A 23,864-nucleotide genomic window follows, 5' to 3' on the forward strand; every position below is an offset into this window, starting at 1 on the left:
CAATTAGTTTTCCAGTGCCAACGCGGCACACCACGACTCGCCTCGCGAGCCTTGCGGCGTCAGTTTCAGCGAACGCCCGCCGTTCTGCGCGCCAATGGTAATGGTCAGGTCAGGCTTTGGCAAAAAGCCTGCACCCTTGTCGGGCCATTCGATCAGGCATAAGGCGTCATCCTCGAAATAATCGCGGATGCCGAGGAATTCCAGTTCTTCGGGGTCCACCAATCGATACAGGTCAAAATGGAACGCGCGGATGTCGCCGATCTCATAGGGTTCGACCAATGTGAACGTAGGGCTTTTTACCGCGCCAACGTGTCCGAGACCGCGAATGATGCCCCGGGACAAGGTGGTCTTCCCCGCGCCGAGGTCGCCGACGAGGAAAACCAGGCCGTGGCCAGCCGTGATGCGCGCGATGCAGGCACCGAATGCCGTCATGGCTTGCTCGTCAGCCATGTACAGGGTTACTTCAGACAAGGTGATTGCTCCTCCAACAACTGACGAATGACCGGAATCAGATCGGTTGCCGCCAGTCCCCGCCCCGACCGACCGGCTTGCGCACCGGCGTTGGCGTGCAACCACACGGCCAGGCACGCCGCCTCGAAGCCCGCCAGCCCCTGGGCCAGCAAGGCGCCGACCACACCGGCCAGCACATCCCCCAGACCAGCGGTAGCCATGGCGGGGTGGCCCTGGCTGCAAATGGCCAGGCAACCGTCCGGGCTGGCAATCAGACTGCCGGCACCCTTGAGAATCACCGTGGCCGTGTATTTTTTGCTCAACGCCTGGGCGGCGGCCGGGCGATCGGCCTGAACCTGGGCCGTGGATATCTCCAGAAGCCGGGCAGCCTCGCCCGGATGCGGGGTAATCACGCAGCCTTCGGGCAAACTGACCACACCGATACTCAGCAGATTCAGTGCATCGGCGTCCCACACCTGTGGCAACGGCGCATTCGCCGCCGCCGACAACAGACTGCGGCCCCAGGCAGCCTTGCCCAGCCCGGGCCCGACCACCAACACTGCGGCCTGCTCGAGCAACCCCATCAGCTGGTTCGCCGAATGAGTGCCCTGCACCATGACTTCCGGCAAACGAGTCAGCGCAGCGCTGACATGCTCGCTGCGGGTCGCCATGGAAACCATGCCCGCGCCACAACGCAGGGCGCTTTCGGCGCTCATCTGGATAGCGCCGCCGAATCCACGGTCGCCGCCGATCAACAGCACATGCCCGAACGAGCCTTTGTGGGAAGTTGGCGCGCGCGGCGCCAGGCGCGGCAGATTATGGGGTGAGAGCAATCGGGCACTGACCGGCGCCGCCTCAACGATGTCAGGATCGGCGTGGAGGTCGTTGAAGACCAGTTCACCGACCCGGTCCGCTGCATCGCCGGTGAACAGGCCCAGCTTCAGACCAATGAAGGTCACGGTCAGATCGGCGGTCACCGCTGTGCCCAACACCCGACCGGTATCGGCACACAGCCCCGAGGGGATGTCCACCGCAGCGACCGGAAGACCACTGACGTTGATCGTGTCGATAGCCCGGATGTAAGGCTCGCGAACCTCGCCGCTCAAGCCCGTACCGAGCAACGCATCCAGCAACACACCTCGCAACTCGGATTCATCCGACCACGGTTCCACCGGCACACCGACCGCGACGGCTTCGGCATGGGCGTTGGCGGCGTCGCCCTGCAGGCGTCGGGGATCGCCTACCGTCAGTACCCGCACCGACCATCCCCCACGCCGGGCCAGGGTTGCCACCAGGTAGCCGTCGCCGGCGTTGTTGCCGTGGCCGGCGAGCACGGTCAGCTCGCTGGCATCAGGCCAACGCCGAACGATCGCCCGCCAGGTGGCACGCGCTGCTCGCTGCATCAATTCGAAGCCGGTGGTGCCGGCCCCAATCAGCTGTGCGTCAAGGGCCCGGACCTGTGCGGCACTGTACAGTGCGTCGGGAAAATCATCTTTAGTGTGCGGCATGCGTCTTCAGGCTCCGATGTCTGGCAGAATTATACGCATCTCAGCTCTGGTTTCTCTCGCCTCATGCCTGCCATTCCCACAGATCTCCCCGCCCTCGCCCAATCCATCAAGGACTGGGGCCGCGAGCTGGGTTTCCAGCAAGTCGGCATCAGCGGACTGGACCTTGGCGAGCATGAGCAACACCTGCAGCGCTGGCTCGATGCAGGCTACCATGGCGAAATGGAGTACATGGGCGCCCACGGCAGCAAGCGCTCGCACCCTGAAGAACTGGTGCCGGGCACGCTGCGGGTGGTATCCCTGCGCATGGATTACCTGCCGGGCGACACGCACATGGCGCAGATGCTCGGACAACCGGAAAAAGCCTACATCTCGCGTTATGCGTTGGGCCGCGACTATCACAAATTGATCCGTAAACGCGTGCAGCAACTGGCAGAAAAAATCCAGGCGGTCATTGGCCCCTTCGGATACCGCGCCTTCGTCGACAGCGCACCGGTCCTGGAAAAAGCCATCGCCGAACAGGCCGGTCTTGGCTGGATCGGCAAAAACACCCTGGTGCTGAACCGCAAGGCCGGCAGTTATTTCTTCCTGAGTGAACTGTTTGTCGACTTGCCGCTGCCGGTAGATCCGCCCCACACCAGCGAACACTGCGGGAAATGTACGGCGTGCCTGGACATCTGTCCTACCAATGCCTTCATCGGCCCCTATGTACTGGATGCCCGCCGCTGCATCTCCTACCTGACCATTGAGCTGAAAAGCGCCATTCCTGAAGAACTGCGTCCCTTGATCGGCAATCGGGTGTTCGGCTGTGATGACTGTCAGATCGTTTGTCCGTGGAACCGTTTCGCCCGGCCGTCCGGAGAAAATGATTTCAAGCCACGCCATAATCTGGACAATGCCGGGCTGGCCGAACTGTTCCTGTGGGACGAGGAAACCTTCCTCAAGAGCACTGAAGGCTCGCCGTTGCGCCGTGCCGGCTACGAGCGCTGGCTGCGCAACCTGGCGGTAGGCCTGGGCAACGCACCGTCAACGATTCCAGTGATTCAGGCACTGGAGGCACGGCGCGATTACCCGTCGGAACTGGTGCGCGAGCATGTCGAGTGGGCGCTACGCCAACACGCGCAACGTCAGACCTCGTCGTTATAGACGAACTTCGGCATTTCCCAGTGGAAGCGGATCGCCAGCAACCGCAGCAGGAAACCGCCAAACAAGGTGATAAGCACAGCCTGTTCATTTGGCAATGCCAGGTAGACGCACAGCAGGTAACACCACGCGGCGGCAAACGAGACACTGGCATACAGCTCGCGACGGAAAATCAGAGGGATATCGTTACAGAAGATATCCCGCAGGATCCCACCGAACACACCGGTAATCACCCCACTGACCGATGCCACCAACATGCCCTGTCCCATTTCCAGGGCCGTCATGCAGCCGATGAGCGTGAATGCAACCAGACCCACGGCGTCGAGCACCAGGAACATCGAGCGCAGATGGCGCATCCAGCGCGCCAGGAACACCGTCAGCATCGCCGCAGCCGTGGTCAGCACCAGGTACTCCGGGTGCTTGACCCAGGTGAGCGGGTAATGCCCGAGCAATACGTCCCGCACCGAACCACCACCCAGCGCCGTGACACAGGCGATCAGCACCACGCCGAACCAGTCCATACCCCGCCGCCCGGCAGACAGGGCGCCGGTCATGGCTTCGGCGGTGATGGCGATCAGATAAAGCATCAACAACATGATGGCGGTCCTTGCAGGAAGACGCGCAGTCTAGCCAGTTCGGAGCAGCACCAAAAGAGGGCAACCGTTTGCCCTGCCACACACAAACTTGTGGCGAGGGGATCCGTGGGAGCAAAGCTTGCTCGCGATGCAGGCAACACCATTCACTGCAGGACCGTGTCATCGTTCATCGCGGGCAAGCCGTGCTCCCATGGATCCCGCGCCACAGCACAATCAGAACTTGATGAAATGCTTGCGGTAATGCTGCAGCTCGGCAATGGACTCGCGGATGTCGTCCAGGGCCAGGTGGCTACCGCCCTTCTGGAAGCTGTCACGCACTTCAGGCGCCCAGCGTGCGGCCAGTTCCTTGAGAGTGGAGACGTCCAGGTTGCGGTAGTGGAAATAGCTCTCCAGGGATTTCATGTGGGTATAGAGGAAGCGCCGGTCCTGGCAGATGCTGTTGCCACAGATCGGTGATTTGCCCTTCGGCACCCACTGCTCGAGGAAGGCGATGGTCTGCGCCTCGGCCTCGGCCATGCTGATCTTGCTCTCGCGCACCCGCTGGGTCAGGCCCGAGCCGCCGTGCTGACGGGTATTCCACTCGTCCATGCCGGCCAGAATCTCGTCGCTATGATGGATCGCAATCACCGGCCCTTCGGCCAGGGTGTTGAGGTCACTGTCAGTGACGATGGTGGCCATTTCGATAATGACGTCGGTGTCGGGGTTCAGACCGGTCATTTCCAGGTCGATCCAGATCAGGTTCTGCGGATTTTGCATAAGAAGGGCTCCTCGGAGTAGCTGCGCAGTTTAGCCTAGGCAGGCCTGCGGGCGTGCTAAACTCGCCGCCGTTTTACCTAATCGCTGCATTTTCTTCATACGGAACACCCATGGCCAAACGCCAACTCAATCGTCGTCAGAACTGGCGCATCGAAAAGATCCAGGGCGAGCGCGCAGCCCGTGCCGCAAAACGCGAGTCCAGTGCGGTGCAAGCCCTGGAAGGCGGCGACCTTGGCCCCGAACAGACCGGCCTGGTGATCGCGCACTTCGGTGTGCAGGTCGAGGTCGAGGCCCGTGAAGGCGAATTGGCCGGCCAGGTCTTCCGTTGCCACCTGCGCGCGAACCTGCCGGCGCTGGTCACCGGTGACCAGGTGGTCTGGCGTGCCGGCAATCAGGGTATTGGCGTGATCGTGGCACAGTTGCCGCGCCACACCGAGCTGTGTCGTCCGGACAGCCGGGGCCAGCTCAAGCCGGTGGCAGCCAACGTCGACATGATCGTTATCGTGTTCGCCCCGCTGCCAGAGCCCCACGCCAACCTGATCGACCGTTATCTGGTGGCGGCCGAGCATGCCGGTATCCGCCCGTTATTGCTGCTCAACAAGTTCGACCTGATCGATGAGCAGAATGCCCCCGCGCTGAACGCCTTGCTGGCGGTCTATCGGCAACTGGGCTACCCGGTGCTGGAAGTCTCGGCCCACCACGGCAATGGCATGGAACAACTGCAACGGCAGTTGGACGGGCGCATCAGCGTGTTCGTCGGCCAGTCCGGTGTCGGCAAGTCTTCGCTGGTCAACAGCCTGCTGCCGGAGGTCGAAACCCGCGTCGGGCCGCTGTCCGAGCTGTCCGGCCAGGGCACCCATACCACCACTACCGCGCGGTTGTTCCACTTTCCGGGCGGCGGTGAGTTGATCGACTCGCCAGGCATCCGTGAGTTCGGCCTGGGCCATGTCAGCCGGGCCGATGTGGAGGCCGGGTTCATCGAGTTCAACGACCTGATCGGCACTTGCCGCTTCCGCGACTGCAAGCATGATCGCGAACCCGGCTGCGCCTTGCTCAAGGCACTGGAAGACGGCCGCGTGCAGCAACAACGGATGAACAGCTATCGTTCGATCATCGCCAGCTTGCCGGAAAGCGGTTATTGATCTGAAGGTGAGCCGGGCGCAGTTGTGACGAGGGAGCTTGCTCCCGCCTGTGGGAGCAAGGCTTGCCCGCGATGAACGTTGACTCGGTCTTGCAGTTGAATCGTGTCACCTGCATCGCGAGCAAGCTTTGCTCCCACGAGCCCAATCACTGCGCAGGTGTTCCCGCCGGTTTCGGTGCGGCGTCGTCGAACAGGTTCAGGCGCTCGCGCAACTCATGGGCCGGCACCGGTTGCTGATCGGCCGGCAAGGCGTTCGGATCAGCCGCAGCACCAGGCGTCGCCGCTGGTGCTTCGCCCGGGGCACCCTGGCCCTGGGCCGGGTCCGGTGCCGGATCGTCAGTCTGCGAGCCTTCGATGGCCTTCTGCGCCTTCTTGGTCAACACCACGATATCGATACGCCGGTTGACCGGATTGAACGGGTCCTTGCGGTCGAACAATGCCGAAGAGGCATACCCGACCACCCGTGCCACCTGCTCATCCGGATAGCTGCCGGCCACCAGGGCACGACGTGCCGCGTTGGCACGGTTGGCGGAGAGCTCCCAGTTACCGAAGTCACCCTTGCCGATGTACGGCTTGGCGTCGGTATGACCGCTGATACTGATCTTGTTCGGCACCGCCTTGATGGTGTCGGCCATGGCCAGCAGGATGTCTTCGAAATAAGGCTTCAGCCGGGCGCTGCCGGAATCGAACATCGGCCGGTTCTCGGCATCCGTGATCTGGATGCGCAAGCCGTTCGGCGTGATCTCGAACAGGATCTGATCCTTGAATTTCTGCAGTTGCGGGTTCTCGTCGACCTTGTTCTGCAACTCCTGCAGGAGCAACTCCAGGCGTTCGCGCTCGACCTGCTCGGCCATGCCTTCGACCTGCTCGGAATCCACCGTTACCTTGTCGGGCTGCGGCTGGGATTTGACCTCGGGATTGAGGGTAGTCTCGGGTGCCAGGGTCGGCGAGCCGCCCAGGTCGATGATGTAGGGCGTACCGCTTTCGGAGAAGCCGACCGGGTCCTTGAAGTAACCGGCGATGGCGATCTTCTGTTCCGGGGTCGCGGTGGACAGCAGCCACAGCACCAGGAAGAACGCCATCATCGCCGTCGCAAAGTCGGCGAAGGCGATTTTCCAGGCGCCCCCATGATGCCCGCCGGCGATGCGCTTGACGCGCTTGATGATGATCGGCTGGTTGTTCTCCATGGCTTAGCGACCGCGAACCGCTTGTTCCAGCTCGGCAAAGCTCGGACGATGCGCCGGGTACAGAACCTTGCGGCCGAACTCCACCGCCAGCGAAGGCGGCATGCCCGAGGCCGAGGCCACCAGGGAGGCCTTGATGGCCTCGTAGGTATTGAGCTCTTCCTTGGCATCATGGGCCAGGGAGTGGGCCAGCGGACCGAAGAAACCATACGCGGCCAGAATACCGAAGAAGGTACCGACCAGGGCCGCCCCCACGTGCAGGCCGATGGACTTCTGGTCGCCATCGCCCAGGGAAGCCATGGTCACCACGATACCCAGTACCGCCGCGACAATACCGAAGCCGGGCATGGCGTCGGCGATGCCGGTCACGGCGTGGGACGGATGCTCCAGGTCCTCCTTGAGGCTGTACAACTCCATGTCGAACAGGCCTTCGAGTTCATGGGGGGCCATGTTGCCGGACGACATGATGCGCAGGTAATCACAGATGAACGCCGTCATGCGGGCGTCCTTGAGCACTGCTGGATACTTGGCGAAGATCGGGCTGGCGGCGGCGTCTTCGATATCGCCCTCGATCGCCATCATGCCTTCGCGGCGGCTCTTGTTGAGGATCTCGTAGATCAGCCCCAGCACCTCGAGATAGAAAGTGTGACTGAAGCGCGAACTGAACATGCCCAAGGACTTCTTGAGCACATGCATCGTCATGTAGCCGGGGTTGGCCTGCAGGAATGCGCCAAGGGCCGCGCCACCGATGATCATCACCTCGAAGGGTTGGATCAGGGCGGCAATCTTGCCATGGGAGAGCACGTATCCGCCGAGTACGCTCGCGAACACGACAATGATGCCGATAATTTTAGCCATAGATTGAAAGTACTTATTTAAGTCGGGTTCAAGGTCATATTCGGAAGCTGGAAAATCTCTTCTTCTACTTATCGGCAAAACTGCGCCAGACTATAGCCAGTTCAGGCGAAAAGCCAATTTGCCACGTTGCAGCATGCGATGATCACGTCCAGCCATGGCTAACGAAACGAAGGTTCCAACCCCACGACCGACCACGCTCGAAGGCTGGGTGAAACTGCTCGAGGGCGTGCATTTGCCGGTGCCCCAGGCCAGTCATGACCGGGTCTGCAGGGCCATTGCCGACAGTCGCCGCTCGTTGCGCGACATCGCCGAGCTCATGCAGGACAGCCCTGCCCTGGCCCTGAGCGTTATCCGCGAAGCCAACCATCATACCCATGGCAGCCTCACTGAACCGGCGGAAAACCTCGAAGTGGCCATCAACCGCCTCGGCCTCACGCGTACCGAGGAGCTGCTCGCCCGTCTGCCCTCGCTGCCGGAGCAGGAGATCCCCGTCACCCTGCGCCAGTTGCAGTTGATCAGCCAGCACGCCACGCAACAGGCCAATGGCTTTTTTGCCAGCCGCCTGGCACGGCTGTGGCAGGACATCCACTGGGGCAGCCTGTTGTTCCTGTCACCGCTCTGGCCCCTGGCCCTGACTCACCCGCGATTGCTGGGGGAATGGGAGATGCGGGTGATCCATAGAGGTCAGTCGGCCAGCAAGGTGGAGCGGGAACTGTTCGGTGTCGGCCTGCTGGAGATCTGTCTCGCGGTGGTGGAAGCCTGGCGCTTGCCGAATTGGGTGGCGCAAGGCTATCGCCTGCTGCTCAATGAGCGCCGTGAGCTGGTGAAGGTGTTGCGCATCGCCCGGGACAGCGAACACCCGCTGCGCCAGCAAAACCGCCTGGACGATGACCCGACCCTGCGACGCTGGCTCAACCAGCCGGCCAATACCGTGCTGCTGGCTAATGGCCTGGCACTGTCGGCGCATCAGGCGTGGGATTGCCCCCACAGCATCCGCTGGCAATACCTTACCAGCCTGTACCTGCAGATGCCCATGGATGAGCTTCAGCAACAGTTGCACCAACAGGCCGCCAGCAGTGCCCGTCACCACGCCATGCCGGACCTCTGGCATCCGGCCGTGGCGCTGATCTGGCCACCGGGCAGCCGTCGCGTCCAGGCCGCAAGGTCCTCCGTCGCCGAACCCAGCACCGAAGATCTGGCCCTGTGGCGCAAACGATGCGCCGCGCTGCTGGTGGAGCCAAGCCCCTTCAGCAACGCCATGCACTTGACCACTTCGGCACGGGATGCGCTGGTGGCGTGCGGCATGCGCCGGGTGATGATCCTGATGGCCGACCGCAGCCAGACCAGCGTGCGCGTGCACCAGATCGCCGGCCTGCCCCCTGAGGCCGCGGCCATGAGTTTCTCCATCAGCCAGAGCAAGGTGTTGCAGCGGTTGCTGGCGCAGCAGGCACAGGTTCGCCTGAACCCGGAAAACAATGCACAGTTCTCGGCACTGCTGCCACCGGGACTGCGCGCACTGTTCAAGGGCGAGCACATGCTGTTGCGCTCCCTGACCTGCAATGGCCGGGTGATCATGCTGGTGGCCGTGGACCAGGGCGGCGGCCCCTTCGTGGATGTGACGGTGCAAGCCTTCGGCAGGACCGTGCAGTGCATCGAACGGGCGCTTCATACCTTTACCAACCGTGGCCGCTGAACTTGGTACAATCCCTTCCTTTTGCGTCCCTGGAGGCGTGACATGCCTGACTTCTCTGGCTTGCCGCTGGTGATCGAGCCCAGCGATCTGCTCCCGCGTCTCGACGCCCGCGAGCTGATTCTGGTGGACCTGACCAGCGCCGCCCGCTACAGCACCGGCCACATCCCTGGCGCACGCTTCGTCGATCCCAAGCGCACGCAATTGGGCCAGCCACCAGCGCCGGGACTGTTGCCGGCCAAAGCCGATCTCGAGGCCTTGTTTGGCGAACTCGGGCACAACCCGGATGCGGTCTACGTGGTCTATGACGACGAAGGTGGCGGCTGGGCCGGCCGCTTTATCTGGCTGCTGGACGTGATCGGCCATTCGAAATACCACTACCTCGATGGCGGCCTGCTGGCATGGCTGGACGAAAGCCTGCCGGTCAGCACCGATGTACCGGTCTGCGCCGGCGGCCCGGTGCAACTGACGCTGCGCGACGAACCTACTGCCACCCGCGAGTATCTGCAAAGCCGTCTCGGCGCCGCCGACCTGGCGATCTGGGACGCACGGGGCCCGCTGGAATATTCCGGCGAGAAAATCGTCGCGGCCAGGGGCGGTCACATTCCCGGCGCCGTCAATTTCGAATGGACCGCAGGCATGGACAAGACTCGCAGCCTGCGCATCCGCCGGGACATGCCGCAGATCCTCGAACAACTGGGCATCACGCCCGACAAAGAGATCATCACCCACTGCCAGACTCACCACCGCTCCGGCTTCACCTATCTGGTCGCCAAGGCGCTCGGTTACCCACGGGTCAAGGGCTACGCCGGCTCCTGGGGCGAATGGGGCAACCACCCCGACACCCCGATCGAGCTTTGAAGGTTCCTAAGGATATTTAATGAAAAACCGTTTGTTCATCATCACCCAGTACCTGCTGCCCCACCACCTGCTGTCACGACTGGCCGGCTGCATCGCCGAATGCCGCGTGCGGTGGTTCAAGAACGCGTTCACCCAGTGGTTCGCCAAGCGTTACCAAGTGGACATGTCCCAGGCCCTCGTGGAGGACCTGACCGCCTACGAGCACTTCAATGCGTTCTTCACCCGCGCCTTGAAAGAAGGCGCACGGCCGCTGGATGAAACACCCGGCGCGATCCTCAGCCCTGCCGACGGCGCCGTCAGCCAGCTAGGCCCTATCGAGCACGGCCGGGTATTCCAGGCCAAGGGCCACAGCTTCAGCGTGTTGGAACTGCTGGGTGGCGACTCGGCCAACGCAGCGCCGTTCATGGGCGGCGATTTCGCGACCATCTACCTGTCGCCCAAGGATTATCACCGCGTGCACATGCCGCTGGCCGGCACCTTGCGGGAGATGGTCTACATTCCGGGCCGCATCTTCTCGGTCAACCAGACCACCGCCGAAAACGTCCCGGAGCTGTTCGCCCGCAACGAACGCGTGGCGTGCATCTTCGACACCGAGCGCGGACCAATGGCCGTGGTGCTGGTGGGCGCGATGATTGTGGCCTCCATTGAAACCGTCTGGGCCGGGCTGGTCACGCCACCCAAACGCGAACTGAAGACGTTCCGCTACGACGAAGCGGCCCGCGCGCCGATCCACCTGGAGAAAGGTGCCGAACTGGGTCGCTTCAAACTGGGCTCGACCGCCATCGTGCTGTTCGGGCCGGACCAGGTGAAATGGGCTGAAGAGCTGGTGGCCGGCTCGCCGGTGCGGATGGGCCAGGGTTTGGCGCTGCCAAACAGTTGATTCAAAAAGATCGCAGGCTCCTACAGGTGCGCGCATGACCTGTAGGAGCTGGCGAAGCCTGCGTTCTTTTTGAAGACTCTGCCCTTTCGGCAACACCTGCTAGAGTTGAAGGCATCCCTTTCATTTCCAGCCGGAGCCGTCCACGGCATGAATGAGACCAGCCCTCTCCCGCTGTTGCGCGTCTCCACCCCGACGCAATCACGCCTGTCGTTCTGCGAGGCTACGCCAAGGGATCTCAAGCGGTGGATTGCCAATCTGCCCAAGGCCAACATCGGCGAAACGGCTCGCCTGCTGTACCAGGCCATCGGCGAACTCAACCTGCTGCTCACCCCCAGCGAGAATCGCCTGCAATTGCTCGAACTGTTACGACCCGAGGTGTATTACGTCTGCAAGCACCTGGAGCGACACTTTCTGCAACAGGCCATCGTGCTCGATGATCGCTCGCGCAAGATCGTCAACCTGTGCCAGGCCCTGCAAACTCATCTGGCGATGGGCTACAAACAGATCGTGGCGCGCATCGCACCGAAGTTCACCAAGGACCGGGCGCGCCTGCTGAGCACCGCACTGCAAAGGGCGATGCACGCCCTCAACGGTCCATTGCTGCGCGCCACCGAGCTGTATAGCCCAGTGCCTGAAGGGCTATGGCTCGATCTGCACCAGTTGTACCGGATCGCCTGCCAGCACCGGTTGCAACACCTGAGTATCGGCGACGACTTGGTCAGCCAGGTCCAGCAACTGAGCGCCGAGCAAACCTACGTCGTGGCCCTGCTGCTGGGCGCATCACGCAGCAATCAGCTGCGCCAGGGCCAGATCGCACGACTGGCCGAAGTGCTGGAAGCCTGGAGCCAGCGGATCAAGCTGGACCCGACCAGCATCGCCGCCAGCCTGTTCGCCGTTGCGCCGGAGCTGGATGTCGGGCCGCGCTACCGTTCCAAGTTCAGGGCTGAGCAACAACCGGGCCTGCTGGGTGTTGACCTCGAACCGCTGGTGCGCGCGATCACCACTCATCTGGAGCGGCCTGCCGAGCACACCCTGCCGGTACCTGGCGGCATGAGCACCGATACCTTGCAGCATCTGCAAGCGGCCTGGGGTGAAGCCGTCGAGCGCAGCTTCCAGCGCACCGAAGGCAATGGCACGCTGACCATATGCGTAGGCATGAGCGCGTTGCATTATTACCTCGGCGGCGAACGCTCCTTCAGCGAAATCCTGAAGAGCTCCGTCACCCGCAAGGCCCGGTTCGAAGCCTCGCCCAGCAAGGCCAGCGATACCTGGAAGCAAGCCTTCGACGCCGCCCCCACGGGGGACAGCGACATGCTGCCCTACGAAGAGATCGAATACCCGGTCAACCCGGCCGATGAAGAGGCCAGCGGGTCGGACAACCAGCATCACTTTCCCACTTATGAACTGCCAATCGTCAACCACAGCCCCGGGGGATACTGCCTTGGTTGGCCGAAAGAAGTGCCGGAGCAATTGCAGGCCGGGGAAATGATCGGCATTCGAGATACCAACGATCAGGCCTGGAGCGTCGCGGTGGTGCGCTGGATCCGCCAGGTTCGCGGCGGCGCCATGCAAATGGGCATCGAGCTGGTTGCCCCCTATGCCCAGCCTTGCGGCGTGCAATTGGTCCGGGAGAAGAACGAAACCGGCCATTACCTGCGAGGGTTGTTATTGCCGGAAATCAGTGCCATCGAACTTCCCGCAACCATGATCGCCCCCCGCCTGCCATTCCAGGAGGGGCAAAAGGTCCTGATCAACACAAACGGCCAGGAACTCCGGGCGGGCCTGGACCGGCGGGTGACCAGCACCCACAGCTTCAACCAGTTTGCCTATCACCAGGAGGATGCCGGCCCCGCCGGGGGCGGCGGAGACCAGGAAGGGGATTTCGATTCGTTGTGGAAGTCGCTTTAACAGACAACCAAGTAACCCTGTGGCGAGGGGATTTATCCCCTCGCCACAAAAGAAAAAAGTCACAGGCCCTGGTTCAGAGTTGTCCGTCGCGATCCCTGAAACCGAGCAGGTACAACACCCCATCCAGCCCCAGGGTGGAGATCGCCTGCCTGGCCGATTGCTTGACCAGCGGCTTGGCCCGGAATGCCACACCCAGGCCCGCTATCGCCAGCATCGGCAGGTCGTTGGCACCGTCACCCACGGCGATGGTCTGCTCCAGGCGCAGGCCTTCTTTTTCGGCCAGCTCGCGCAGCAGGTCAGCTTTGCGCTGGGCATCGACGATAGGTTCGACGGCCACGCCGGTCACCTTGCCGTCCACCACTTCCAACTCGTTGGCAAACACATAGTCGATGCCGAGCCTGGCTTGCAACTGCTTGGCAAAGTAGGTAAAGCCACCGGACAGGATCGCCGTCTTGTAGCCCAGGCGCTTGAGTTCGGCAAACAGGGTTTCGGCACCCTCGGTCAAGCGCAGGGAGGCGCCGATGGCGTCCAGCACACTGACGTCCAGGCCTTGCAATAACGCCAGGCGTTCCTTGAAGCTGGCGCGAAAATCCAGCTCGCCGGCCATGGCCCGCTCGGTGATGGCCGACACCTTGTCGCCCACGCCGGCAGCCTTGGCCAGTTCATCAATGACTTCGGCTTCGATCAGTGTCGAATCCATGTCGAACACCGCCAAGCGACGGTTGCGACGGAACAGCGAGTCTTCCTGGAACGCAATGTCGACGTTCAGCTCCTGGGATACGCTCAGGAACTCGGCACGCAACGCATGGGGATCGGCCGGCTCGCCGCGCACGGAAAATTCGATGCACCCTTTGCCCTTGTCCGCCGGGGTGTCCAGTGGCATGCGTCCAGACAAACGATCGATGTGGTCGATGTTCAGGCCGTACTGGGCGGTGATCGAACTGACGCGCTGCAGCTGTTCGGCGGTGACCTTGCGGGTCAACAGGGTAACAATGTGCCGCTTCTTGCCCTGCCCGGCCACCCAGTGCTGGTAGTCCGCTTCGGACACCGGCGTGAAACGGACCTGTTGATCAAGCTTGTAAGCGGTGAACAGGATGTCTTTGAGCACCGACTTGCTCCGCTCTGCATCCGGAATTTCAACCAGGATGCCAAAGGACAGCGTGTCGTGGATCACCGCCTGACCGATGTCTAGAATGTTCACACCACCCTGGGCCAGAACGCCGGTAATGGCCGCAGTCAGACCCGGACGGTCGCTGCCAGTGATGTTTATCAGGACGATTTCGCGCAAGGCGCACCCCCGCAGGTGGAAAAAAACCGCATTCTACCCACTTTCAGTGACCATCGGGCACCGCCAGTGCTTTGCCGGTCATGGGGCTGTCGCTATACTGCGCGTCAATTTCACGGACAAAGAGCCGAGCTCAGTGAACCGGCCCACGCCAGTCAAAACCGACAACTTCTTCCTGCTGATCTTCCGTGCACTGCGCCATCGTCGCGTGCCGATTGCATTGCGCATTGCCAGCCATAACGTGATCCTGGTCGCCCTGGCCCTGGTCATCTATGCCTGCGTGATGGGCCTGCAGTTCAAGCAGGCGATGCACGAGCAGGCCGATGCCCTGGGTGAAAGCCTGACCACCCAGACCGCTACGTCCGCCACCGAGTTGCTGGTGTCCAACGACATCCTCAGCCTCAACGTGCTACTCAACAATCTGACCAAGAACAAACTGGTCGCCCACGCCGCCATCTACAGCGTGGACAACCGCATTCTCGCCGAGGCCGGCCAGCGTCCCAAGCCAGGTCTGTTGGGCGAGCCCGGCGGCATGTACCAGAGCAAGATCACCTTCCAGGACGTGACCGCCGGACAACTGCGCATCAGTCTGGACATGGACCAGTTCCAGCAACCGATGACCATCAGCCTGCAAAGCATGGGCATCCTCAGCGCGATACTGCTGGCTCTGGCGCTGGCGTTGAGCCTGCGTCTGGGGCGACATCTTTCCACGCCACTGCTGCAGCTACGGGTCTGGCTGCGGGACATCGACGAACACACCCCGGCCACCCAGCGCCAGGACGAAATCGGCGATCTGGCTCGGCAGCTGCACGCCAGCTTCGCACCGGAACCCGAACCCGTGCCGGAGCCCGAGGACATCGATTACGCTGACGATGAGGCCGAACCGGAATTCGAGGTGCGCAACCTGCGTGATCCCGGCTTCGATGAAAGCCAGCCCATGCCAACGTCCAGGCCCGTGCCTCGTCACGTGGTACGGACGATCGAGGACGATGAAGACGACGACGCCTTCGCCGACCTGCGGGACGAATCGGTGGCCGGGCAACCGCAAGCAGTCGCCAGGCCCGCCGCCTCGCATCAACCACAAAACAGCGCCGTGCTGGCCGTGCAACTGGGCGCCCAGGACCAACTGCGTCGCTTGCCCCAGGCTCGCCTGAAGGAACTGCTCGAACGCTACCGCGATTGCCTCGACCAAGCCGCCTCGCTCTACCAGGGTGAACTGCACACCCTGAACGACGGCAGCACCTTGATGCTGTTCCATACCGAAGACAGCGGTGACGATTACCTGACCAATGCCATTTGCTGCGGTGAATTGCTGCGGGCCCTGGGTCATCAATTACAGATCGAAGTCGCTGACAGCGGCATCACTTTGCAGCTGCAACTGGGCCTGACCCTGGGCGACGGGCTGTTCGGCCTGAGTCAGATCGACCTGTTGCTGACCGAAACCGCCCAGGACGCCCTGGCTCTGTCGCAGCACAGCCGCAACCTGCTGCTGGTGGAACGCAAGATCAACGACGATGCCCTGATCCGCCAGCGCACCCGCATCCGCCCAATCGCCAGCCCAGAAGGCGCGTGCTGTGTGGAACGCTTGATGGAGCCGTACCCTTCGATGCTGGAGCGGCAGCTGGCGCGTATGCATGAGCGCCAGGCCTGAGTCCCGGTCGTTGGAATGACCAAGCCCGCAGATGAGTGATTGTCTGCGGGCTTTTTTGTGGCCTTCGCTGGCCTCATCGCGAGCAGGGCTCGCTCCCACAAGGACAGCGCTAAACCTGTGGGAGCGAGCCCTGCTCGCGATGAGGCCAGCACAGCCGCCGAAGATCTATCCCCCAGAAACAACAAGCCCGCATCAACGCGGGCTTTGTCTTGCCTCCAGTCCGGCCATCAGAACCTGAACACTTCCATGTCGGTACGAATTGGCAAGGCCATCGGAATATTTGGCGACTTTTCCGGCTCAGCAGGCTTGGCCTGGGAAGGAGCGGCCTTGCGCGGTGCCGCCTCGACCAGCGGCGGCTGGTTGGCCAATGGCTTGAGCGCCGCAGACAGTTGCTCCGCCAAACGCTGCAGAAGGACGCCCTGGGCCTGAACCTGCGCAGCGGTACCGCCGGTATGTTGCTCTTGCAGATGAACGATGCGGTTCTCACGAACTTTGCCGCGACGGTCGATCAACCGCCACTGGGCATCGAGCACCGCTGGTTGCGCTTCGCCCGAATCCAGGCGAGTGATCGACAGCAGCACTTGGACATCCGGGGTGAAACCCTGGGTGGCCGGCGCCAATACCACGCGCTGACTGTCCAGGTGGCCGGCCACCTGGCGCAGCAGCAACTGGTCGATGTCCGAGGAGAGGCTGCCGGCCCAACGGCCGTCAGTGGCAGCCTGCAAGCTACCGTCGGGTTGGCGTTGCAACAGGGTTTCGCGTTGCAGGTAGTCGGCGATCGACACCGGGCCCAGCAATACAGCCATACCTGTGCTTTGCGCAGGCTGGGCCGGGTTGCCACTGTCGAGTTGATACAGCGACACCGGCTGATGGAGGCTGCAACCCGCCAGGCCAAGCAGGCCGGCGAGCCACAAAATAGGAAGGCGCAGAGCAGTCATCGTTCCATCCAGGTGGCGGCCACAAGGCTTACCACAGTGAAAAAATACTCGGTCATTATGAAGAACGCTCGGCCACGCCGGCGCTTGAAAGGGCCTATCATCCGTGAATATGCGTTCCGACTCCAGCGCGAAAGCAACGATCTGCGGCTTTTAATCGCAGACCGAGCCGTCTAGCACGCTTAATTGAGGTTTTCGACGAGCAGTGCATCGACCCGCTGAAAACCTCTTGGAAGCTTGTTGCCCCGCCGACCACGTTCACCTTTGTAATGCTCAAGATCGTCTGCTTTGAGTGAGAGCGTACGCTTTCCAGCCTGTAGCACAAGCGTGGCCCCCTCCGGCAGCACTGCAATATCCGTGACATATTCCTCGCGACTAGCGACCCGTTCGCCGGAAATTCCAATGATCTTATTACCTTTACCTTTACCTAATTGTGGCAGGTCGCTGATTTTGAAGACCAGCAGCCGCCCCTCGGTCGTCACCGAAGCCAACCAGTTGTTATCCCGGTCGAAAACCGGGCGCGGGGCGATGACCTTGGCGTTGTTTGGCAGGCTCAACAACGCCTTGCCCGCCTTGTTCTTGGCTTGCAGGTCTTCACCCTTGACGACGAACCCGTAGCCGGCGTCCGACGCAATGACGTACAGCCCGTCATCATCAGGCATCAGCACGCACTCAAAAGTTGCACCCGGTGGTGGCGTCAGACGACCGGTAAGCGGTTCGCCCTGGCCGCGAGCCGATGGCAGGGTATGGGCGGCCACCGAATAACTGCGACCCGTGGAGTCGATAAACACCGCAAATTGGTTCGAGCGCCCAGGTGCCAGGGCCTTGAATCCGTCCCCGGCCTTGTAGGAAAGTCCCACCGCGTCGATGTCGTGCCCCTTTGCAGAGCGCACCCAGCCTTTTTCCGACAGCACGACGGTCACTTTCTCGTTAGGCAGCAGATCGTGTTCGCTCAGAGCCTTGGCTTCGGCCCGCTCGACGATGGGCGAACGACGGTCGTCACCATAGGTTTCGGCGTCCTTGAGCAACTCGGTGCGCACCAGCTTCTTGAGCTTGGCCTCGCTGCCCAGCAAGGCGAGCAGTTTGGCCTGCTCCTTGAGCAATTCGTCTTGCTCGGTCCGTAACTTCATCTCTTCCAGCCGCGCCAATTGCCGCAGGCGGGTGTCGAGGATGTAATCGGCCTGAATTTCGCTCAGGGCAAAACGCTCGATCAGCTTCGCCTTCGGGTGCTCCTCGGTGCGGATGATGTGGATCACTTCGTCCAGGTTGAGGTAGGCAATCAGCAAACCGTCCAACAAGTGCAAGCGGCGCTCGACCTTGTCCAGGCGGAATTGCAGGCGTCGACGCACCGTTTTGACGCGAAACTCCAGCCATTCCACCAACAGCGCCCGCAGGTTTTTCAACTGTGGCTTGCCGTCCAGGCCGATGATGTTGATGTTGACCCGGTAGCTGGACTCCAGATCGGTGCTGGCAAACAGGTGCTGCATCAAGGCATCGTGGTCGACCCGGCTGTTGACCGGGATGATCACGATGCGGCACGGGTTCTCGTGGTCCGATTCGTCACGCAGATCCGCCACTTGCGGCGCTTTCGACGGCTTTGCCTGCATCATCGCGGCAATCTGCTCCAACACCTTGGCCCCGGAAACCTGGTGTGGCAGCGCGGTGACGATGATGTCGCCGTCTTCGATGTGATACACGGCGCGCATGCGTACCGAACCGCGGCCGCTCTCGTAGATCTTCAGCAGGTCAGCGCGCGGGGTGATGATTTCCGCTTCGGTTGGGTAGTCCGGCCCCTGGATATGCTCGCAGAGTTGCTCCACCGTGGCTTTCGGTTCGTCCAACAGACGCACGCACGCCGTGGCGACTTCCCGCAGGTTATGGGGCGGTACGTCAGTGGCCATGCCGACGGCGATGCCGGTGGTGCCATTGAGCAGGATATTCGGCAAACGTGCTGGCAAAACCAGAGGCTCGTCGAGAGTGCCGTCGAAGTTCGGCCCCCAGTCCGCCGTGCCCTGGCCCAGTTCGCTGAGCAGCACCTCGGAATAACGCGACAGCCGCGCCTCGGTGTAACGCATGGCCGCGAACGACTTGGGATCGTCCGGTGCACCCCAGTTACCCTGGCCATCCACCAAGGTGTAGCGGTAGCTGAACGGCTGGGCCATCAGCACCATGGCTTCGTAGCAGGCCGAGTCACCGTGGGGGTGGAACTTGCCGAGCACGTCACCGACGGTCCGCGCCGACTTCTTGTGCTTGGAATCGGCATCCAGCCCCAACTCGCTCATGGCATAGACGATCCGCCGCTGAACCGGCTTCAGACCGTCGCCGATGTGCGGCAAGGCACGATCCATGATCACGTACATGGAGTAATTGAGGTAGGCATTTTCGGTGAAGTCAGCCAGCGATCGGCGCTCTACGCCGTCCAAGCTGTCTGCAAGAATGTCGCTCATGCGGGCCTCATCAGTTCATTGTCTGGCGCAACGGCATGCTGCCATCGCGCTGGGTAGATTCAAGTATGTTCAGGGCCGGCCGGCTCATGGCGATGCGCTCCAACCGCCATCAGGTGCGGCAAAGCGCCAGATGATCGGCCGTTCTTCGCCGTCGGCCCGGGCCCCGTCATTGTTGTCCAGGCCAACCCAGGCGCCCTTGGCGTCCACCACCAGGGCCTCGGCCAGCCCATAGGCCTGGGAATAGCGACGATTATCCTGCAAGGCCTCGGCGGCAAACGACCAGCAGCGCTCGACTTCGGCGGTCTGGAGATCGCGGCGACAAATCTGATAGGCGTTGCGCTCCAGGGTGAACAGCTTGCCGTCGAACAGGGACAAGTCGGCAAAATCCCGGGATACCGCCTTGGCATTGGGAAACTGCGCCGGCTGCATTTCCTGCCCTGCTTCGCTCAACAGCACACAATGACCGTCACAGTCCCACACCGTCTGCTGACGCTTGATCAACAGCAAGCCACGTCGCTCCCGCTCCGCCGCCAGCCATAGCCGGTCGCCGGCCGGGTTCACCGCCAGGCCTTCGAACAATGCATTGAAATGCAGCAACATGCCGCTGGCACGGGCCTCGCGGATCATTGTCGGGGCAATCTTCAGCCAGGAGACATCGCCCAACGGCGGCACCTGCAATACGGCGGCGTGAGATTCGCTGACCACATATCGATTGCCGGCGCTGTCGCAGCTGATGCCTTCGAAATCCAGCTCGCCACCGCGCAGGAACGACGCCGCCCAGGTGCGCGACCTCAGCCCCCAGGGCAAACCGCTGTCCGGCGCCTGCGGCACGTCGATGATCAACGCCTGGGCAGGCCAGGCCCCATCACGGGAGGTGTCGAGGCGATAAATGCGGTCATCGTCGCGATCCGACACCGTCCACATCTCATCGCCACAGAAAGCCAGCCCGGACAGATTGCCGCCGCGCATGCCGTCGACAGCGTGCTCGGACAGCAACTTCAATTCCGGTACCGGCCCCGCGAAGATGGCCCCCGCCCATAGCAACAGCGCCAGGGCGAAACCGTTGCGCATCAGGCCAGGACCTCGGCCAGGTCGCCCTTGGACTCAAGCCAGGACTTGCGATCACCCGCGCGTTTCTTCGCCAGCAGCATGTCCATCATTTCCGAGGTCGCGGCGAAATCGTCCAAGGTCAGTTGCACCAGACGACGGGTGTTCGGGTCCATGGTGGTTTCGCGCAGCTGCGGCGGGTTCATCTCGCCCAGGCCCTTGAATCGGGTGACCTGCGGTTTGCCGCGTTTCTTCTCGGCCACCAGGCGGTCGAGAATACCGTCACGCTCGGCTTCGTCCAGGGCGTAGTAGATTTCCTTGCCCAAGTCGATGCGATACAGCGGCGGCATCGCGACGTAGACGTGACCGGCGTCCACCAGCGGACGGAAATGCTGGACGAACAAGGCGCACAGCAAGGTTGCGATGTGCAGGCCGTCGGAGTCGGCGTCGGCAAGGATGCAGATTTTGCCGTAACGCAGCTGGCTCATGTCCTCCGCGCCCGGATCGACCCCGATGGCCACGGCGATGTTGTGCACTTCCTGGCTGGCCAGCACTTCGCTGCCGTCCACTTCCCAAGTGTTGAGGATCTTGCCCCGCAACGGCAGGATCGCCTGGAACTCCTTGTCCCGTGCCTGCTTGGCCGAGCCGCCGGCGGAGTCACCTTCCACCAGGAACAGCTCGGAACGCATCGGGTCCTGTCCCGCGCAATCGGCGAGCTTGCCCGGCAACGCCGGCCCCTGAGTGATGCGCTTGCGCTCGACCTTCTTGCTGGCCTTGAGACGACGGCCGGCGTTGCTGATCGCCAGCTCCGCCAAAGCCAGGCCGGTTTCCGGGTTGGCATTGAGCCACAGGCTGAACGCATCCTTGACCACACCGGAGACAAACGCCGCCGCTTCACGGGACGACAAGCGCTCCTTGGTCTGCCCGGAGAACTGCGGCTCCTGCATCTTCATCGACAGCACGAAGGCAATGCGCTCCCACACGTCCTCCGGCGCCAGCTTCACCCCACGCGGAAGCAGGTTGCGGAACTCGCAGAACTCACGCATTGCATCGAGCAAGCCCTGACGCAAGCCGTTGACGTGGGTGCCGCCCTGGGCCGTGGGAATCAGGTTGACGTAGCTTTCCTGGACGCTCTCGCCGCCCTCGGGCAACCATAACAGCGCCCAGTCGACCGCCTCTTTATTGCCGGCCAGACTGCCGCAGAACGGTTCGTCGGGCAGGCGTTCAAAACCACTGACCGCGTCCACCAGATAGGAACGCAGGCCATCCTCGTAATGCCATTCGACTTTCTCGCCGGTGGTTTTGTCCTCGAAACTGACCAATAACCCCGGGCACAACACCGCCTTGGCCTTGAGCACATGCTTGAGGCGGCTGACGGAAAACTTCGGCGAATCGAAATACTTCGGATCCGGCGCGAAATACACGCTGGTGCCGGTGTTGCGCTTGCCGACACTGCCGACCACTTCCAGCTCGGTGGCCTTGTAGCCGTCGGCGAACGTCATCTGGTATTCGTTGCCATCCCGCTTGACCCGCACCCGGACCTGGGTCGACAAGGCGTTGACCACGGAAATACCCACCCCGTGCAGACCGCCGGAGAACTGGTAGTTCTTGTTGGAAAACTTACCGCCCGCATGGAGCTTGGTGAGGATCAGCTCGACACCCGACACGCCCTCTTCGGGGTGAATGTCCACCGGCATGCCACGGCCGTCATCGCTGACTTCCAGCGAATGGTCGGCGTGCAGGATGACCTGCACCGATTTGGCGTGCCCGGCCAAGGCTTCGTCGACACTGTTGTCGATGACTTCCTGGGCGAGGTGGTTCGGCCGACTGGTGTCGGTGTACATGCCGGGGCGCTTGCGCACCGGGTCGAGGCCCGAGAGGACTTCGATGGCGTCTGCGTTATAAGAGCTAGCGCTGGGAGTGGCCATGGGGTCTCGTCGTCTGTGTTCGAATGAAAAAGGGGCGATGGCTCACAGCGATGTGAAGTCGATCGCCTGGTACAAATCGGCGCCGATGCCGGCAAAACTCAACAACGCTGGCAACTGTTGGGCAAACCCCTGGAAACTGTGGTCGCCGCCCGCCTGGATGCGCAAGGCACAGGCGCGGTAGTACTGTTGGGCGTGGCGATAATCCAGCGTTTCGTCACCGGTTTGCAACCATACCTGATACCGCTGAGGATCCTGGGGCGCCGGCACTTCCAGCGCAGCCAGGGCCGTGACGTGGTCGTGGGTCAATTCCCAGGTTTCATCGGTGTATAAATTCTTTTGCGTGCCCAGGTAACCGTCGAACATCCGATGGGGGCTGACCGCAGGGTTGATCAACAGCGCCTTGAGGCCGTGGCGCTCGGCCAAGTGAGTCGCATAGTAGCCGCCGAGCGAGCTGCCGACCAGCAGCGGCCGCCCCAGTTGTGCAATTGCCTGTTCCAATTGGGCCATGGCTTCGCGGGGGTGGTGGTGCAGGGCTGGCACTTGCAGCTGATCGCCCAGGCCCAGGCGGGTCATTACGTCGATGAGTTGACGGGCCTTGGTTGAGGCTGGGGCGCTGTTGAAGCCGTGGATGTAGAGGATCGAAGCCGACATTCCAACTCCCTGGGTTTGGGGGCAAAGGCCGGAGTTTACAGGGAGATTGGGGGTGTTTGGGGGACATGCTTTCCGTACAAGGGATTTATCCCTGCTTTTTGTGGGAGCGAGCCTGCTCGCGATAGCGGCCTTATTGGCCCCCGGTGTCAGGATAGTTGTCGCCTCTCCGAATTTTCCTGAAAAAGCAGATCGGGGGCGGAAAGAGACTGTTCGTGCCGTACTATTCACCTGAACGCAAAGCCGCATTGCTCAAGATGCTGCTTCCTCCGCTCAACCTGTCGATGGCCGAGGTTTCCCGGCGCGAAGGGGCCAGCGAAATGTCTTTGTCGAACTGGCGCAAGCAGGTCGGTTCTGAAGGAAACGCAGTGCCCGATAACACCTCATCGACCCAGAACTGGACAGCCGAAATCAAGTTTGCTGTCGTCCTTGAAGCCGCCGGCCTGTCCGAGATTGAACTGGGTGAGTACTGCCGCCGTAAAGGCCTGTATCCCGAGCAAATCAGCGCCTGGAGGCAAGCCTTCATCAGTGGCCAGAAGACGGAAAAAGCCCAGCAAAAAGACGATCGCGAACAAGCCCGTAAGGACAAGAAACGCATCCAGGAACTTGAGCGTGAACTGCGCCGCAAAGACAAGGCGCTGGCTGAAACCGCCGCGTTGTTGGTGCTGCGAAAAAAGCTCAACGATTACTGGGGGATCGACAACGAGGACAGCTAACGGCTTTGCCAGAGCGGCAGTTACTCGTAACCTGGTTGAATGAAGCGCAAATGGCCGGAGCCCGGAAAATCAGGGCCTGCCAGGAAGTCGGCCTCTCGCTCAGAACCTTGCAGCGCTGGACTGAAACCGAGGCTATTCAGGCTGACGCCCGAACGACCACACTACGACCCACGCCGCGTAATGCGTTGAGCGAGATCGAGCGACAGGCAATCCTGACGCTGTGCAACAGCCCGGC

General features: G+C 62.1%; 19 protein-coding genes and 1 pseudogene. 8 read left to right on the forward strand and 12 right to left on the reverse strand.

The annotated features are described in order from the left end of the window. Nucleotides 1-3: 3 nt before the first annotated feature. Both tsaE and AD665_RS24665 read right to left on the reverse strand, forming a co-directional pair. Nucleotides 4-471, reverse strand: a complete 468-nt coding sequence (tsaE, locus tag AD665_RS24660; RefSeq protein ID WP_053194258.1) for a tRNA (adenosine(37)-N6)-threonylcarbamoyltransferase complex ATPase subunit type 1 TsaE — start codon at nt 469-471, stop codon at nt 4-6. After that, nucleotides 459-1,958 (reverse strand): bifunctional ADP-dependent NAD(P)H-hydrate dehydratase/NAD(P)H-hydrate epimerase, encoded by a 1,500-nt coding sequence (locus AD665_RS24665; RefSeq protein WP_024780806.1) that lies wholly within the window; start codon nt 1,956-1,958, stop codon nt 459-461. The genes tsaE and AD665_RS24665 overlap by 13 nt, the downstream gene beginning before the upstream one ends. Nucleotides 1,959-2,021: 63 nt before the next feature. Here AD665_RS24665 and queG point away from each other — a divergent pair, with 63 nt between their 5' ends. Then, the gene (queG, locus tag AD665_RS24670; RefSeq protein WP_024780807.1) at nt 2,022-3,101 is read left to right on the forward strand and encodes a tRNA epoxyqueuosine(34) reductase QueG; all 1,080 of its coding nucleotides are present in this window, start codon (nt 2,022-2,024) and stop codon (nt 3,099-3,101) included. On the opposite strand, the gene AD665_RS24675 is transcribed toward queG, so the two are convergent. Together AD665_RS24675 and orn are read right to left on the reverse strand one after the other, a co-directional pair. Continuing rightward, entirely contained in the window at nt 3,083-3,697 is a 615-nt protein-coding gene (locus tag AD665_RS24675; RefSeq protein ID WP_173668672.1) for a trimeric intracellular cation channel family protein, read from the reverse strand. The two genes, queG and AD665_RS24675, sit on opposite strands and share 19 nt — an antisense overlap. Before the next feature lie 210 nt (nt 3,698-3,907). Next, nucleotides 3,908-4,450 carry an oligoribonuclease gene (orn, locus tag AD665_RS24680; protein WP_024780809.1) on the reverse strand — a complete coding sequence of 181 codons (543 nt, stop codon included), beginning with the start codon at nt 4,448-4,450 and terminating at the stop codon, nt 3,908-3,910. 110 nt (nt 4,451-4,560) lie between these two features. Here orn and rsgA point away from each other — a divergent pair, with 110 nt between their 5' ends. Next, entirely contained in the window at nt 4,561-5,592 is a 1,032-nt protein-coding gene (rsgA, locus tag AD665_RS24685) for a small ribosomal subunit biogenesis GTPase RsgA (RefSeq protein ID WP_024780810.1), read from the forward strand. Between the two features lie 145 nt (nt 5,593-5,737). Here the strand turns inward: rsgA and motB are convergent, their stop codons facing one another. Continuing rightward, nucleotides 5,738-6,778, reverse strand: a complete 1,041-nt coding sequence (gene motB, locus AD665_RS24690) for a flagellar motor protein MotB (RefSeq protein WP_053194259.1) — start codon at nt 6,776-6,778, stop codon at nt 5,738-5,740. 3 nt (nt 6,779-6,781) lie between these two features. Then, nucleotides 6,782-7,633 carry a flagellar motor stator protein MotA gene (gene motA / locus AD665_RS24695; protein ID WP_024780812.1) on the reverse strand — a complete coding sequence of 284 codons (852 nt, stop codon included), beginning with the start codon at nt 7,631-7,633 and terminating at the stop codon, nt 6,782-6,784. A 154-nt stretch (nt 7,634-7,787) separates the two neighbouring features. Between motA and AD665_RS24700 the strand changes: the two genes are divergently transcribed. The 4 genes from AD665_RS24700 to AD665_RS24715 all read left to right on the forward strand — a co-directional run bounded on the left by AD665_RS24700 (nt 7,788) and on the right by AD665_RS24715 (nt 12,972). Beyond that, nucleotides 7,788-9,326, forward strand: coding sequence for an HDOD domain-containing protein (locus AD665_RS24700; RefSeq protein WP_024780813.1), 1,539 nt, complete (start codon nt 7,788-7,790; stop codon nt 9,324-9,326). 42 nt (nt 9,327-9,368) lie between these two features. Continuing rightward, nucleotides 9,369-10,184, forward strand: coding sequence for a rhodanese-like domain-containing protein (locus AD665_RS24705; protein ID WP_024780814.1), 816 nt, complete (start codon nt 9,369-9,371; stop codon nt 10,182-10,184). Between the two features lie 19 nt (nt 10,185-10,203). Continuing rightward, entirely contained in the window at nt 10,204-11,064 is an 861-nt protein-coding gene (gene asd, locus AD665_RS24710; protein ID WP_024780815.1) for an archaetidylserine decarboxylase, read from the forward strand. 147 nt (nt 11,065-11,211) lie between these two features. Continuing rightward, the gene (locus tag AD665_RS24715; RefSeq protein WP_053194260.1) at nt 11,212-12,972 is read left to right on the forward strand and encodes a hypothetical protein; all 1,761 of its coding nucleotides are present in this window, start codon (nt 11,212-11,214) and stop codon (nt 12,970-12,972) included. Between the two features lie 73 nt (nt 12,973-13,045). Here the strand turns inward: AD665_RS24715 and serB are convergent, their stop codons facing one another. After that, nucleotides 13,046-14,260, reverse strand: a complete 1,215-nt coding sequence (gene serB, locus AD665_RS24720) for a phosphoserine phosphatase SerB (RefSeq protein WP_024780817.1) — start codon at nt 14,258-14,260, stop codon at nt 13,046-13,048. Nucleotides 14,261-14,393: 133 nt separating this feature from the next. Here serB and AD665_RS24725 point away from each other — a divergent pair, with 133 nt between their 5' ends. Next, on the forward strand, nt 14,394-15,908 hold the full coding sequence (locus tag AD665_RS24725; RefSeq protein ID WP_053194261.1) for an AhpA/YtjB family protein: 1,515 nt from the start codon (nt 14,394-14,396) through the stop codon (nt 15,906-15,908). A gap of 227 nt (nt 15,909-16,135) precedes the next feature. Here the strand turns inward: AD665_RS24725 and AD665_RS24730 are convergent, their stop codons facing one another. The 5 genes from AD665_RS24730 to AD665_RS24750 all read right to left on the reverse strand — a co-directional run bounded on the left by AD665_RS24730 (nt 16,136) and on the right by AD665_RS24750 (nt 22,916). Beyond that, nucleotides 16,136-16,846, reverse strand: coding sequence for a PqiC family protein (locus AD665_RS24730; RefSeq protein WP_024780819.1), 711 nt, complete (start codon nt 16,844-16,846; stop codon nt 16,136-16,138). 179 nt (nt 16,847-17,025) lie between these two features. Next, a complete protein-coding gene (parC, locus tag AD665_RS24735) occupies nt 17,026-19,290 on the reverse strand; it encodes a DNA topoisomerase IV subunit A (RefSeq protein WP_024780820.1) in 2,265 nt (754 codons plus the stop codon). Nucleotides 19,291-19,374: 84 nt separating this feature from the next. Next, nucleotides 19,375-20,361 carry an esterase-like activity of phytase family protein gene (locus AD665_RS24740; protein WP_053194262.1) on the reverse strand — a complete coding sequence of 329 codons (987 nt, stop codon included), beginning with the start codon at nt 20,359-20,361 and terminating at the stop codon, nt 19,375-19,377. Continuing rightward, the gene (parE, locus tag AD665_RS24745; protein ID WP_053194263.1) at nt 20,361-22,265 is read right to left on the reverse strand and encodes a DNA topoisomerase IV subunit B; all 1,905 of its coding nucleotides are present in this window, start codon (nt 22,263-22,265) and stop codon (nt 20,361-20,363) included. The genes AD665_RS24740 and parE overlap by 1 nt, the downstream gene beginning before the upstream one ends. A 42-nt stretch (nt 22,266-22,307) precedes the next feature. Continuing rightward, on the reverse strand, nt 22,308-22,916 hold the full coding sequence (locus AD665_RS24750; RefSeq protein WP_047700387.1) for a YqiA/YcfP family alpha/beta fold hydrolase: 609 nt from the start codon (nt 22,914-22,916) through the stop codon (nt 22,308-22,310). A 212-nt stretch (nt 22,917-23,128) separates the two neighbouring features. Between AD665_RS24750 and AD665_RS24755 the strand changes: the two are divergent. Further along, nucleotides 23,129-23,864, forward strand: a pseudogene (locus AD665_RS24755) (IS3 family transposase); the annotation flags it as partial.

It is taken from the genome of Pseudomonas corrugata, from assembly GCF_001269905.1.
Lineage (GTDB): Bacteria > Pseudomonadota > Gammaproteobacteria > Pseudomonadales > Pseudomonadaceae > Aquipseudomonas > Aquipseudomonas corrugata.

Excerpts from the sequence above, each read along its gene's own strand:
- asd (WP_024780815.1), top strand. The coding sequence starts at position 10,204 with ATGAAAAACCGTTTGTTCATCATCACCCAGTACCTGCTGCCCCACCAC.
- AD665_RS24715 (WP_053194260.1), top strand. The coding sequence starts at position 11,212 with ATGAATGAGACCAGCCCTCTCCCGCTGTTGCGCGTCTCCACCCCGACG.
- AD665_RS24730 (WP_024780819.1), bottom strand. The coding sequence starts at position 16,846 with ATGACTGCTCTGCGCCTTCCTATTTTGTGGCTCGCCGGCCTGCTTGGC.
- AD665_RS24750 (WP_047700387.1), bottom strand. The coding sequence starts at position 22,916 with ATGTCGGCTTCGATCCTCTACATCCACGGCTTCAACAGCGCCCCAGCC.
- queG (WP_024780807.1), top strand. The coding sequence starts at position 2,022 with ATGCCTGCCATTCCCACAGATCTCCCCGCCCTCGCCCAATCCATCAAG.
- parE (WP_053194263.1), bottom strand. The coding sequence starts at position 22,265 with ATGGCCACTCCCAGCGCTAGCTCTTATAACGCAGACGCCATCGAAGTC.
- AD665_RS24705 (WP_024780814.1), top strand. The coding sequence starts at position 9,369 with ATGCCTGACTTCTCTGGCTTGCCGCTGGTGATCGAGCCCAGCGATCTG.
- AD665_RS24665 (WP_024780806.1), bottom strand. The coding sequence starts at position 1,958 with ATGCCGCACACTAAAGATGATTTTCCCGACGCACTGTACAGTGCCGCA.
- orn (WP_024780809.1), bottom strand. The coding sequence starts at position 4,450 with ATGCAAAATCCGCAGAACCTGATCTGGATCGACCTGGAAATGACCGGT.
- motB (WP_053194259.1), bottom strand. The coding sequence starts at position 6,778 with ATGGAGAACAACCAGCCGATCATCATCAAGCGCGTCAAGCGCATCGCC.
- rsgA (WP_024780810.1), top strand. The coding sequence starts at position 4,561 with ATGGCCAAACGCCAACTCAATCGTCGTCAGAACTGGCGCATCGAAAAG.
- AD665_RS24700 (WP_024780813.1), top strand. The coding sequence starts at position 7,788 with ATGGCTAACGAAACGAAGGTTCCAACCCCACGACCGACCACGCTCGAA.
- motA (WP_024780812.1), bottom strand. The coding sequence starts at position 7,633 with ATGGCTAAAATTATCGGCATCATTGTCGTGTTCGCGAGCGTACTCGGC.
- parC (WP_024780820.1), bottom strand. The coding sequence starts at position 19,290 with ATGAGCGACATTCTTGCAGACAGCTTGGACGGCGTAGAGCGCCGATCG.
- AD665_RS24740 (WP_053194262.1), bottom strand. The coding sequence starts at position 20,361 with ATGCGCAACGGTTTCGCCCTGGCGCTGTTGCTATGGGCGGGGGCCATC.